12 protein-coding genes are annotated in these 12,192 nt (G+C 53.4%); 4 read left to right on the top strand and 8 right to left on the bottom strand.

Annotated elements, in window-relative coordinates:
• Nucleotides 1-3: 3 nt before the first annotated feature.
• From BCV73_RS01090 to BCV73_RS01080, 3 genes are all read right to left on the bottom strand, one after another.
• Nucleotides 4-558 (bottom strand): hypothetical protein, encoded by a 555-nt coding sequence (locus BCV73_RS01090; protein ID WP_089545661.1) that lies wholly within the window; start codon nt 556-558, stop codon nt 4-6.
• 196 nt (nt 559-754) lie between these two features.
• Nucleotides 755-1,360 carry a hypothetical protein gene (locus BCV73_RS01085; protein ID WP_089545660.1) on the bottom strand — a complete coding sequence of 202 codons (606 nt, stop codon included), beginning with the start codon at nt 1,358-1,360 and terminating at the stop codon, nt 755-757.
• 58 nt (nt 1,361-1,418) lie between these two features.
• Nucleotides 1,419-2,495, bottom strand: coding sequence for a M42 family metallopeptidase (locus BCV73_RS01080; RefSeq protein WP_481855773.1), 1,077 nt, complete (start codon nt 2,493-2,495; stop codon nt 1,419-1,421).
• 281 nt (nt 2,496-2,776) lie between these two features.
• On the opposite strand from BCV73_RS01080, the gene fabV reads away from it, so the two are divergent.
• A complete protein-coding gene (fabV, locus tag BCV73_RS01075) occupies nt 2,777-3,970 on the top strand; it encodes an enoyl-ACP reductase FabV (protein ID WP_089545659.1) in 1,194 nt (397 codons plus the stop codon).
• A 39-nt stretch (nt 3,971-4,009) separates the two neighbouring features.
• Here fabV and BCV73_RS01070 read toward each other — a convergent pair whose 3' ends face one another.
• Both BCV73_RS01070 and BCV73_RS01065 read right to left on the bottom strand, forming a co-directional pair.
• On the bottom strand, nt 4,010-4,864 hold the full coding sequence (locus tag BCV73_RS01070; protein WP_089545658.1) for a GNAT family N-acetyltransferase: 855 nt from the start codon (nt 4,862-4,864) through the stop codon (nt 4,010-4,012).
• A gap of 102 nt (nt 4,865-4,966) precedes the next feature.
• The gene (locus tag BCV73_RS01065) at nt 4,967-5,488 is read right to left on the bottom strand and encodes a PadR family transcriptional regulator (RefSeq protein ID WP_089545657.1); all 522 of its coding nucleotides are present in this window, start codon (nt 5,486-5,488) and stop codon (nt 4,967-4,969) included.
• A gap of 227 nt (nt 5,489-5,715) precedes the next feature.
• Between BCV73_RS01065 and BCV73_RS01060 the strand changes: the two genes are divergently transcribed.
• A complete protein-coding gene (locus BCV73_RS01060; RefSeq protein WP_089545656.1) occupies nt 5,716-6,948 on the top strand; it encodes a cytochrome P450 in 1,233 nt (410 codons plus the stop codon).
• 51 nt (nt 6,949-6,999) lie between these two features.
• On the opposite strand, the gene BCV73_RS01055 is transcribed toward BCV73_RS01060, so the two are convergent.
• Both BCV73_RS01055 and BCV73_RS01050 read right to left on the bottom strand, forming a co-directional pair.
• Nucleotides 7,000-7,764: an AAA family ATPase gene (locus BCV73_RS01055; RefSeq protein ID WP_089545655.1), complete on the bottom strand. Its 765-nt coding sequence runs from the start codon at nt 7,762-7,764 to the stop codon at nt 7,000-7,002.
• 76 nt (nt 7,765-7,840) lie between these two features.
• Nucleotides 7,841-8,761 carry an aminoglycoside phosphotransferase family protein gene (locus BCV73_RS01050; RefSeq protein ID WP_179231852.1) on the bottom strand — a complete coding sequence of 307 codons (921 nt, stop codon included), beginning with the start codon at nt 8,759-8,761 and terminating at the stop codon, nt 7,841-7,843.
• 216 nt (nt 8,762-8,977) lie between these two features.
• Between BCV73_RS01050 and BCV73_RS01045 the strand changes: the two genes are divergently transcribed.
• Both BCV73_RS01045 and BCV73_RS01040 read left to right on the top strand, forming a co-directional pair.
• The gene (locus BCV73_RS01045) at nt 8,978-9,859 is read left to right on the top strand and encodes a helix-turn-helix transcriptional regulator (RefSeq protein WP_256992708.1); all 882 of its coding nucleotides are present in this window, start codon (nt 8,978-8,980) and stop codon (nt 9,857-9,859) included.
• Nucleotides 9,860-9,968: 109 nt separating this feature from the next.
• On the top strand, nt 9,969-10,628 hold the full coding sequence (locus tag BCV73_RS01040; protein WP_089545652.1) for a peroxiredoxin-like family protein: 660 nt from the start codon (nt 9,969-9,971) through the stop codon (nt 10,626-10,628).
• Nucleotides 10,629-10,711: 83 nt separating this feature from the next.
• On the opposite strand, the gene pdxR is transcribed toward BCV73_RS01040, so the two are convergent.
• On the bottom strand, nt 10,712-12,133 hold the full coding sequence (gene pdxR, locus BCV73_RS01035) for a MocR-like pyridoxine biosynthesis transcription factor PdxR (protein WP_089545651.1): 1,422 nt from the start codon (nt 12,131-12,133) through the stop codon (nt 10,712-10,714).
• Nucleotides 12,134-12,192 lie beyond the last annotated feature (59 nt).

Raw genomic sequence — 12,192 nt, 5'->3', positions numbered from 1 at the left:
GGTTTATAAACATCCATAAATAGATGGGTAATACCTTCCAATCACGTTTTCATCCCAAATCTGTGCCTCAATGTATCGCTCTGGCCCCCGGTCCCCGTGCTTGTTCCATTCCTGCGGGAGCCCGTACCTGGCGATGACTTCCCGAATTTCATCCTTCGTATACACCTGCTGGCGGTAGGGCTTGCCATCTTCGTAGCGCATTGTCGGAAACAGATCGCCGTACGTAAAACTGATCGAACGATCATCGAATTCGTCCCAATCGATTTGAACCACGTTTGGTTCCGTATACCAGGAACACAGCCAATCGCACGGTCCGAGGATCATATAATGTGGATACAGATTTGCGGGCTGGCCGCCTTTGGCTATAAACGCCTCTCTGGCCCGGCTCTCCAATATAAGCCTCGTTTCCATATAATCGCCTGCTCTCTGACTGGCAAACGTCTTCCCTTCCTGCACGATCTGCCCCAAAATTTCACGGGCTTCTTCCAGAGGCAGACTCGACAGATTTCGAAAAGGCCCCTGTGCTGCCTCATAGTAGTGATACAACACCAGCGTCATGGCCATCGTCCCTTTCGGCAGCTTGGTTACACTTAGCCCCACTCAAAAAATAAAGCATCAGAACATACCGATGATGTCTGACGCTTTACGTTTTATTCCATTTTAGTCAAAAGGAACATCCTTCTCAACGAAAACCGTTGTTTTCATTGTAAAAGGAGTCCTCTTCAGAGAAGGCGCTTTGAAACACAGTGATCCGTCATTGGAAAATTGAATTAAAACCCAGCCACTCCTCGTTGATTTTCTTCGCATAACGATACACATTAAAATCGCTGTACTCCACATAAAATCCGTCACGGATCAAATGGTAGTCTTCCGGATTTATTCCAAAGGAAAACGAAATCCGGGGGCCTTCTCCACATTGCCCAACGGGGATTTCATGTCCGTTCCTGTCGGTTAAGCTCAGGTTTGGGCCCTGTAGAGAAACGGAACCGTCCGGATTTAACTTGCCATTGTACATGAATTCACCCGATCGGTGTTCCCATCCGGGAAACGCCTCAAAGCTGAAATAAATGTCATTGCCTCGATTCCACACATTGTCCAGCAGGATACGCGTATGATTCAGCTCCAGGACTTCGACTTTTAAATCTTTCCGTTCGTCCTGCCCGAATGCAATCCATTCCGGTTTGACGAAAATTTTGACGGGGACCTGTTCCTTTACGAGATCCACGGCATATCCCTTATGGCGGAATACATGGTCCATAATGCCTTCATCTGTATAGTTCAATGCATAGATCCGGTATCCGCCCAAAATGACGATGATCACCGCAATGATCATTACTGTCCGTTTTCTTTCTGCGCTCATTTTGAGGACTCTTTTCAGCCACCCATGAAAATAATAGTATATAACACGCTCCACCGCCCTACCCGATCAGCTTATCCACCGTTTCGCGGTCCAGCTTCTTGATCACCGCCGTCAGCAGGTCGGCGGCCTGGCTGAAATCGGATTTGGACATCACGGAATTATGGCTGTGAATGTATCGCGTGGCAAATCCCACGGACAGCGTCGGGCAGCCGATGCCGCTCGTATGAATCCGGCCGCCGTCGGTCGTGCCGCCGGTGATGGCGTCAAACTGCACGGAAATGCCCAGCTCCTCCGCCGTGTCGATTACAAGGTCCCGCAGGGCGGTATTCGGAATCATCGAAGCATCAAAAATGAGCACCAGCGGTCCGCCGCCCATATTGCATTTCATCGGGTTCGACTCGCTGCCCGGCGTGTCATGCGCGATACCGACGTCCAGCGCAAAGGCCACGTCCGGCTGGATGAGGTTGGCGGCCGTTCCCGCACCGCGGAGACCTACTTCCTCCTGCACTGTCGCTCCCGCATAAATGACGTTCGGATGCTGTTCATTCTGCAGACGGGACAGGATTTCGACCGCCAGCGAGCAGCCGGAGCGGTTGTCGAGCGCTTTACCCGCCCACAGCTCGCCATCGCGCATCGTAAAGAAATCGCTCACGGGTACGACCCAGTCGCCGGGGCGAACCCCCATCTCCTTGGCATCCGCTTCATCTTTGGCCCCGATATCGATGTACAGGTCCTTCAGCTTCATGACCTTGGTCCGCTCCTCGGCCTCCAGCACATGGGGCGGCTTGGAGCCGATGATGCCGATGTATTCGCCTTTACGCGTCTTTACTTTCACCCGGTGGGACAGAACGTTATGCGCCCACCAGCCGCCCAGCTGGTTAAAACGCAGAAATCCCTTTGGCGTAATCTGGGTGACCATAAAACCGATCTCGTCCAGATGGCCGGCAAGCATGACTTTAGGTCCTCCGGCAAGGCCGGTTTTCACCCCAAACACGCTGCCGAGCCGGTCCATAACCAGCTCCTCGCTGAGCGGTTCAAGATAGCTTTTCATTTCGGCGCGGACGGCGCCTTCATGTCCGGGCACACCGTCGCACTCGGTCAATACCTTCATTCGCTGCGTCATTTCATCCATCATGGTTATTCAACCTCCAAATCTGCGTTTTAAAAAGGATAGATCTCGGACGAACTTATCCATATTTCTTCGTATATTGCTTCGCCCTCACCAGTCAATTACCTCCCTTGGCGTGGGAAATTGCTTTTTGGGCATTCCCTTTGCACTCTCCGGCTCGAGCCTACGCGTCTACGATGACTGTTCATACACTTCCACGCTTACCGGATGACACCCGTTTTTCTTTTCAAAACAAGAGAGGTACAATATTTCTAGACTTATCTTCGCAAAGAAAGGACGCACTCCCTATGATCATTACACCCAGAACACGCGGTTTCATCTGCACGACGGCGCATCCGGAGGGCTGCGCCAAGCAGGTGCAGGAGCAGATCGATTACATACAGCAGCAGCCTAAATTGAACGGGCCGAAACGGGTCTTGGTTATCGGAGCCTCCACAGGGTACGGCCTGTCTGCCCGGATTACCGCCGCTTTTGGGGCGGGAGCCGCCACCATCGGCGTCTTCCGTCCCAGCTCCGCCCGGGATAAACGGACCGCATCGGCGGGCTGGTACAATTCGGCGGCTTTTGAGCGGCGGGCCGCTGAAGCCGGCTTGACATCCGTCAGCATTACAGGCGATGCCTTTGCGGATGAGACGAAGGACCGCGTCATGGACACGATTGCCAATGAGTTCGGCCAAGTGGACCTTGTCGTGTACAGCGTAGCTTCGTCCCGGCGTACCGACCCAGACAGCGGCAAGACGTACAACTCGGTTTTGAAGCCGATCGGAGCGCCCTTCACCGGCAAGGCCGTGAACTTTCATACCGGCGAAGTGACCGACGAAGTCACGACCGAGCCGGCGGAAGGTGACGACATCGACCAAACGATCGCCGTAATGGGTGGAGCCGATTGGCAGCGCTGGATCGACCGGCTTCGGCAGGCGAACCTCCTGGCCGACGGAGCGATGACCATTGCCTACTCCTATATCGGCTCGGAGCTTACCCGGGCCATTTACCGGGAAGGCACCATCGGTAAAGCCAAGGAGGATCTGGAGGCAACCGCGCAGCGGCTGACCTGTGAGCTGTCCGCTTTAGGCGGAAAAGCTTTCGTCGTCGTCAGCAAAGCCCTGGTCACCCAGTCCGCTGCTGCCGTTCCGGTCTTCCCTCTGTACATCGCCGCGCTCTACAAAGTGATGAAGGAAAAGGGCATCCACGAAAATACGATCCAGCAGTCGTACCGGCTGTTCGCCGACAAGCTGTACCACGAGGGTGGAACGCCTGTAGACGAGGCGGGCCGAATCCGCATCGACGATTGGGAACTGCGTCCGGATGTCCAGCAGGAAGTGGCCTGGATCTGGGATCAGGTCACAACGAATAATGTATATGAGCTGACGGATCTGAAAGAGTACCGTCGCGAGTTTTTCCAGCTGTTCGGATTTGAAACGGACGGCATCGACTACGGCAAGGACACGAATCCAGACGTATCCCTTTTAAACGCAAGGTAAGAAAAAAAGGCAGCCGGTGAATCCGACTGCCTTTGGTTTTTATACGCTATCCTTTTTAGTTGCTCTCCAGGTATGTTCCGCAAAGCTAGACACTACTTTAAATTGATGCCTCTCATACAGCCTTTTGGCACCCTGATTGGATTTCGCGATGCGCAAATAGATTTTTGGGATCTGCTTACCCAGCATATGCCGGATGCAGTGAGTAAGGATGGCACTGCCATATCCGCGGTTTTGCTGATCCGGTGCTACAACGATGTCCTGGATATATCCACCAGAAATAATATAAGCTCCAATCAGAGTTCCCTCTTTCCAAAACGAACGAAACTCATCATTTCGGACCTTATCCTCCAATCTCTCATGAAACAAACTTATATTCATGCGGTGTTCGTCCAGTGGCCAGCCGTTTTCTGCATTCAATGCGGCGTATGCCCTGTCAAATAAGTCGGCCAAAGGAGTCAGCATACTCGCTTCATATGTATTTACGATGAGATCCGTATGGGATAGATCCGGTTCATGAGGCCCGTCATAATACAAATGATAGCCCTCCATATCCGTTTGAAAACCCAACTGGCGGACGAAATGAATCGCCCGTACGTTCTCTCCGTATAAATTGAAACACAGCTCCTGGGTGCCAGTCTGCTGAAGGTAAGGAGTCATGGTATTCGCAATGAGATCAAGGAGGGCATCAGAATCAGCTTCCTGTATGAATGAAAAATATGCAATAACACATTGATCATCCTCTACGATACAAAAAACACCATGCTCCTGCTCTGTTGCTTTATGATAGATAACATCAAGCTTTTCATTCCGAACAGCCAGCTCCACATAATTCCTTGCTTGTGGCGAGATATAGGCAATCAACCCGAGAATGTCCGTTATCGTTTCGGTATTCACACACCCCCACCCTTTTTTACCAAATAATCTAAAATAATCAGGGTATCTGCCCCGTCCCAATTGTGGCCTCTGATCTTCCCGAAGTTATGTCCTATAATTTCTTCATTCATCACTCATCGTCTTACGAATCAGCTCGTCGATCCAGCGGATCTCCCCTACAACCCGCGATATCGTTTGCTGAAGAACCTCATTCAGGAACATGTCATGAGCCACGCTTCCTTCCTGGCGCTGCTGAATGCCGGCCAAGAGGGATTCAAGGTCCTTTTTACGCATATCCAGAATCCTCAGCCGATTCTCACGGGAAATACGGTCAAACAGGGATACCCGGATCATGAACTCAATTTCATGCTTGGCGTCCTTTTCGGTAAAAGCGTTGATCAGCTCGGCGATTTTTGCCCTGCCCACATCGGTAATTTCGTACACGTACTGGCTGGGCCGGCCTTCCTGCTCATTACGCTTTCGGATAATGGCCCCTTCCGACGTAAATCGGCGCAGCGCCGGGTACAGCAGGTTATGATTCACATCCATCAAATAGCCGAGGTCTTTTTGGATCTCTTTTTTGATTTCGTACCCGTGTTTGGGGGATTTTTCAATCTGGATTAAAATGAGTAAGTCGATATACATAGATCCTGCCCTCTCGTCTGATTTGACTGCTGTCCGGGTTTATGTATTTAATAGCATACCAATTCGGATATCGTTCTTCAACGAATTCCGACAAACTCCGCATTTCCTACTGCACCCAAAGTCATGGGGCGTTGGGCAGTGGCTCCCCTTCGGCCAATATGTTAAATTAACATATGATATTTTAAGCATGAAGTCACCTACTATTCTTCAACACGGGAGGGAATGGAATGCAAGAAATCATTGCTTTAGCGGATATCACCCAGTTCCGATCACGATCCGAAGAATTCAACCCGTACGATTGGTACCGGAACAAGCTGCAGAACGAGCCGATCAGTTACAATGAAGCCACAAATACCTGGAACGTATTCCGCTACGACGATGTCAAACGGGTGCTCAGCGACTATGAGTATTTCTCCAGCGTGAGAACGCGGACGACGATCAGCGTCGGCGCCGACAATGACGAAGGCCGGGGAAACGACAAAATCAACACGATCAATGCCGATCCGCCGGAGCACCGGAAACGCCGTTCCCTGCTGTCCGCCGCTTTTACGCCGCGAAGCCTGAAGCTGTGGGAGCCGCGGATTCACGAAGTCGTCCGTCAACTGCTAGATGAGATGGGAGATGCTTCGGTCATCGACGTGGTCAAGGATTTTACCGGCGCATTGCCCGTCATTGTGATGGCGGATCTGCTCGGGGTGCCCTCCAAAGACCGCCTGCTGTTCAAAGAGTGGGTAGACACCTTGTTTCTTCCGTATAACAAAGACAAGGCAGCCGAAATCGGCGAATTGAAGCGCAAGGCTGCCACAGAGTACTATACTTACCTTTTTCCTTATATTGTTCAGAAAAGATCCCAGCTCGGCGATGACATTATTTCCGATCTGATCCAGGCTGATGTGGAAGGAGAACGGTTCACGGATGACGAGATCGTCCGCACCACGATGTTCCTGCTCGGCGCTGGCGTAGAAACGACAAGCCATCTGCTCGCCAACTCGTTCTATTCGTTCCTGTACGATAACGACCAGGTTTACGGTGAGGTCCGGGCAAACCGGGAGCTGGTGCCAAACACCGTGGAGGAAATGCTGCGTTACCGCTTCAATATTTCCAAAATGGACCGTACCGTCAAGCAGGATAACAACGTGCTCGGCGTCGATTTAAAAAAAGGCGATGTCGTCGTCGCCTGGATGAGCGCCGCCAACATGGATGAACAGGTGTTTGAGGACCCCTTCACCCTGAACATCCACCGTCCGAACGCCAAAAGGCATCTGACCTTCGGGAATGGACCGCATTTCTGCATGGGCGCACCGCTGGCACGCCTCGAGGCGAATATCGGGCTGGAGCTGTTCATGGATTACTTTGAGATGATCGAGCCGGTTCCCGGCTTCCAGCTGGAAGAGAATTTAACGCCTTCCGCCGCCGGCCAAGGGCTGGTAAGCCTGCCTGTACGGGTCAAGCGGGCCTAAGATTGATATGTGAAAAGCCGCTTCCGGTAATCGGGGCGGCTTTGTTATCTTCTATTCCGGATCCTCCTCCAGCAAAATGTCCAGCATCTGCCCCGGGCTCTCCATCATTTTCCGGGTGATCACGTAATGGTCCGTATCCTCCAGCTTCACCGGGCGCATGCCTTGATCGTCGAGCAGCCAAATTTCCGCATGGGGGTACGACATCAAGATCGGGGAATGCGTGGCGATAATGAATTGCGACCGCTTTTTCACTAACTGGTGGATCCGCGACAGCATGGACAGCTGCTTCAAGGGAGAGAGTGCGGCCTCCGGCTCGTCCATCAGGTACAGGCCCCTTCCCCCAAACCGATTCATAAACGTCGCAAAGAAGCTCTCCCCATGGGACTGCTCATGCAGCGACTTGCCTCCATAGGAGTCCCGGATCGGAGGACCATAGCTCATCTCCGCATCCAACTGGTCGATATTCGTCGCCACATTATAATAGCTTTCCGCCCGAAAGAAAAAGCCGTCCTTCGGCCGGACGACGCCGCGCACGAGCCGCATGTACCGGTGCAGCTCCGAGTGGGAGGACATTGTTTCAAAGGAAAAATTAATGGTGCCTCCTTCGGGATTAAATCCCCAGGCGACCGCCATCCCTTCCAGCAGGGTGGACTTGCCCGATCCGTTTTCGCCGACGATAAACGTCACCGGCTTCTGAAACGACAAGCTGTGAAAGTCATGGACAGCCGGCAGGCTGAAGGGATACGCACGAAAGGACGGCACTTCCTCTCTCCTCAGCATCACGCTCCGCAAATATAATGAACGTGCATCCAGCATGAATCGATCTGCTCCTTTCCATCAGAACATCATACGTTTAAATCCTTCCTCGACATAGAGGCCCGCCCCGTCCTCCTTATTGCAGGCGGTACCACGCCGGCGGCCCCCCGTTTTGAAAGTCATGCGTGTTGATCGTCCGCTCGATCTTTTTCAGCGTTTCCTGAACTCTATCATGTTGGATGCCCCCGATCAAGGTCGCGTGCTGGTTCAGCGCCACAAACAGGTTGTATTTCGGCCAAAAGTCATCCGGAATGCCATCTTGGAAATATCCGTGAACCTGGCCCTTGGCAAAATACGGGCTGACTTGGCAGGTATACTTCGGCAGTTTGAAAAATTCCTCCCACGGGTCTCCCCAGTCAAACCGGCCAAAGTCGATCACACCGGCAAGGCATCCATGTTGAAAGATCAAGTTGGAGGGGTGAAAATCGTCATGCTGGAAGGTTACCGGACTCTTTTCAAGCAAGCCCAGGTTGTCGTCTATGTATTTCTCCAAATCGTTCTGCCGATAAAAGCGAAGGCCCAATTCCCGAACCTTCTCCCTTTTCTGCCTGTATTTTTCTGCACGCCGCGCCGCCCAGTGTATAGGGACCTCAGGAGTGACCTGATGAATCTTTCTTAACTCTTTTCCGGCCGCCGTCCCCTGCTGAAGTTGAGCTTCCGGCGCTAATCCGGGCAAAACTTCATCCCCGCTAACGCCAGGGATGTAGGACAGCAGCAAATAGCAGAGGTCAAGATGCCCAACCAGCTCCGCCACCAGCGGCTTGGAGCAGCGGACCTGATTCGCTTCGTGCTTTCGGAGCAGTTCGAACTCCATCCGCTGTCTGAAATACATGCTTCCTTCATGTATCCGAAGCAGGTACACCGGGGTATCCGCCTGATACAACACAAATTTCCGCGCGTCCGAAAATCCCTTCTCAAGCGGCTCAGCCCGGTCATACCCAACTTGCTCCCTGATTTCGGCAAGTAACTTCCGAATCCGCTCCTCGATCGGTTCCATCCCTCTCCCCCTCTGTCCATCCGTTATCACGTTGTTCTCCTCTTCTCCACACCCATCCACCATATAGAGATCCCAACGCTATAGCCGTATAATGGTATCACAAATATACAGGAAATGGGTGCAAAGGAAATGGCATTGCCTGACGTTCACCACAATTTTAGGCAGTTCTTTGACGGATTGCAGATGCATGGTTCATCAGGGCGCCGGTACGAACGCATGAGCCTTCATTCATGGATGGGAGAAGGAACGGTGCAGCGACTGGCTCCCCGGCAGGATCTAGGGGTGGCGGCTGTCGATTTTCGTTTGAACGATGACTATACTGTAGCCCTGCACACCCAGGTGCCGATGGTCGAGCTGAGCTGCTGTGTTCAAGGCTACCGGAGGGTTGAGGTGTCCGGCAGGGAGTTCGAGATGAAGCCGGGCAGCTGGAGCCTCCAGTTTGCCAACCCGGCGGAAGCCCGCATGCCTTTTTCCAAAAATCAGCCGTTTCAAATGATGAGCATCGCCATTCCCGTCACCGCCTTCCATCATTTCATGGAAAATGGCGAGGGCACCCGGGCCGTGGATTTTCATCAGATTATCGGAACGCTGCCATATCGTCTGTTCCAGGAAGCCTATGATCCTGCTTCGGCCTACCTCCTGCAGCAGATGATGGAAGCCTCTGCCCGGCCGGATTCGCTGAGCTTAGAAATGGAGTGCCGAATTTTGGAGCTGCTGTCCCACGCGTTCCGTTCGATGCTTTTGGGCAAGGACCAGAGGCCCTCCGGCCTGTCCAGAACGGATCTGTCCAAGCTGGAACGGGCGAGGGAAATCATACTGGATCGAATGAGCCACCCGCCATCCTTATCGGAGCTCTCCCGCCTCATCGGCCTGAACGAATTCAAGCTGAAGACCGGCTTTAAGGACCTGTACGGCAGCACCGTATTCGGCTATTTGAGGGAGGCACGGCTGGAAACGGCATACCACCTGCTTCAAGAGCCTGATGCCAGCGTCATCGACGTATCCTTGTCGGTCGGTTATTCCAATCCCAGTTATTTTGCCGAGGCGTTCCGCGGGAAGTACGGCATGAACCCGGGTACGCTGATCAGGAAACCGTAACGCCTCACAAAAAAATCCCGCCAACCAGCACCTGGCTCCTTCTACTGGTAGTGCTTCATTCCCCGGTCACGATATGATGAGCGCATATCCGACAAGGGAGAGTGAAGATATGTCCGATTTGCCCCAATGGAAGCTGAATGACGAACTGGCGGCAACAACCCGGCACGGCCTGGAAGTGCTGCCCGCAGCCGTTACCGAAGCGTTCGAGCGCTCCGTCGAGGACTTACGCACATCCGGTGCCGCACGCGGCCTGATGGTTGGAGATAACGCACCCGATTTTACGTTAAGCAATCAGACAGGTGACCCCGTTACGTTATCTGAAGAACTTGCGCACGGTCCGGTCATTCTGACCTTTTACCGCGGAGAATGGTGCCCGTTCTGCAATTTGGAATTAAGGGCCTACCAGCGGCTTCTGGACCGCATTCATGAGGCTGGAGCCAGGCTGCTGGCCATTAGTCCCCAAACGCCGGATCACTCCTTGTCCATGCAGGAAAAAAACGGACTCGGTTATCATGTTCTAAGCGACCTGCATAACAAGGTGGCGGAGAAATACCGGTTGACCTTCCGTCTGTCAGAAGACGTGCAGCAGGTGTACCGGTCACTCGGTTTTCCCCTGGACCAATTCAACGGTGACGATTCGTGGGAGCTCCCCGTGCCCGCCACTTACGTCATCGATCCGCAGGGCGTAATCCGTTATGCGAGTGTAGATCCGGATTATCGGACGAGGGCTGAGCCGGAGGAAGTGGTGCAATTCGCGGAAAGCATCTAACGGAAGCTTTTCCGGCGAAATTAGAAACGTTCACGCTCTACAAAAACAGCCCGGAACGACCTTATAGTCATTCCCGGGCTTTTTCATTGTTCTCCCCGTTCCCTCAGCACCCCTGCTATCCGCCGGACTCCCTCTGGAATCTGCGGCTCGGCTGCATCGCCGAATCCCATAATCAGTTTGTCCTCGAACCTCCCCTTCACGATGGCATACTTTTCGGCCGGATAGACCCGGACACCCTTTTCCGCTAATGCTCGGACTCGTTCCTCGTCAAAAATATGCCCTGAAAATTCTGCGATCAAATGAAGGCCCGCGGCGTCGCCGCTCACCTGAATCCGGTTCCCGAACGTTTCGCTCAGACTGCGGATCAGCAGCTTCCTTCTCCGGCTGTAAACACGCTTCATGCGGGTGACATGGCGCTGTAAATGCTGATCCGCGATAAACCTCGCCAGGATGGCCTGATCCAGCGTAGGCGTATGCATATCCATAAGACGTTTGATGCCTTCCATAGGCGCTACCAAATCCCGCGGCAGAACCATATAGCCGATGCGTAGCGCCGGGAACAGATTTTTGCTGAAGGTACCGATATAAATCACCCGCTCCGCATCCAGCTCCCTTAACGCATGAACCGGCATGCCCGCGTAACGAAACTCGCTGTCATAATCATCCTCAATAATGAAACAGCCGGTATTACGCGCATACTCCAGCAGTTCCATCCGCCGCCCGATGGATAAGATGCTGCCGAACGGAAACTGATGCGACGGCGTGACAAAAACAAGACGGGGCCTGGCCTGGCCGGGAATATCCTGAACCCGCAGCCCTTGGGTATCCACCGGAACCGGCACAATGTCCGCGCCGGCCGTCTGAAAAATCCCATGGATGAACGTAGACGTCGGGTCCTCCGAGATGACCGTCTCTCCCGGCTGCAGCAGCAGCTTGCACACCAGCGTGATCGCCTGCGTCGCACCGGCCGTAACGACGACCTGCTCGGGATCGCATAGGATGCCCTTCGTATTCAGCAGCATGTCGCATATTTGCAGGCGCAGCCCCCAGTGCCCCGCGGGACCGGCATATCCGTATTCCCGGTCGTCCAGCTGGTCGTATACCTTGTAGGCGACCTCGCGCCACTTTTTGCGCGGAACATGCTCCATCGACGGAAAGCTCGGCCGGAAATCGACTCCGTCGAAACCATAACCGTCATCAGGCTGCTTCCGGGAAGAATGAAAGCTCTGATCCGACTTCTCAAATCTTGCAGGCTTCCTGTTTTCCAAATCGACCACATACGTTCCCGATCCGAGCCGCCCTTCCAAATATCCCTCCGCTACCAGCTGCTCGTATACGCTGACGACCAGCGTGCGTGACACGCCGAGCTCCTGCGCCAGCTCCCGGCTCGACGGCAGGCGCATACCCGCGAAATATTGTCCCAGGAAGATCCGCTCCCTGAGCAAGGAGTAGATTTGTCTCGTTTTAGTGTCTGCTGCCTGCACGCCTGTAGGGTTCTGTGCCAATACGGCTCACTCCCTTCCTTTGCAAATTGGTATGTTCAAAATCACTCCAGAGTGGTGCT

The sequence above is a fragment of the Paenibacillus sp. SSG-1 genome, assembly GCF_002224835.1.
GTDB classification, from domain to species: domain Bacteria; phylum Bacillota; class Bacilli; order Paenibacillales; family Paenibacillaceae; genus Paenibacillus_AQ; species Paenibacillus_AQ favisporus.
Note: the sequence above shows the minus strand (reverse complement) of the source record. Positions and strands in the feature narration are given on the sequence as shown.

Bases quoted from the DNA above. Each gene is read 5' to 3' on its own strand.
- BCV73_RS01085 (WP_089545660.1), bottom strand. From the start codon at position 1,360: ATGAGCGCAGAAAGAAAACGGACAGTAATGATCATTGCGGTGATCATC.
- BCV73_RS01090 (WP_089545661.1), bottom strand. From the start codon at position 558: ATGACGCTGGTGTTGTATCACTACTATGAGGCAGCACAGGGGCCTTTT.
- BCV73_RS01080 (WP_481855773.1), bottom strand. From the start codon at position 2,495: ATGATGGATGAAATGACGCAGCGAATGAAGGTATTGACCGAGTGCGAC.
- BCV73_RS01065 (WP_089545657.1), bottom strand. From the start codon at position 5,488: ATGTATATCGACTTACTCATTTTAATCCAGATTGAAAAATCCCCCAAA.
- BCV73_RS01045 (WP_256992708.1), top strand. From the start codon at position 8,978: ATGAGCCTTCATTCATGGATGGGAGAAGGAACGGTGCAGCGACTGGCT.
- fabV (WP_089545659.1), top strand. From the start codon at position 2,777: ATGATCATTACACCCAGAACACGCGGTTTCATCTGCACGACGGCGCAT.
- BCV73_RS01040 (WP_089545652.1), top strand. From the start codon at position 9,969: ATGTCCGATTTGCCCCAATGGAAGCTGAATGACGAACTGGCGGCAACA.
- BCV73_RS01050 (WP_179231852.1), bottom strand. From the start codon at position 8,761: ATGGAACCGATCGAGGAGCGGATTCGGAAGTTACTTGCCGAAATCAGG.
- BCV73_RS01060 (WP_089545656.1), top strand. From the start codon at position 5,716: ATGCAAGAAATCATTGCTTTAGCGGATATCACCCAGTTCCGATCACGA.
- BCV73_RS01055 (WP_089545655.1), bottom strand. From the start codon at position 7,764: ATGCTGGATGCACGTTCATTATATTTGCGGAGCGTGATGCTGAGGAGA.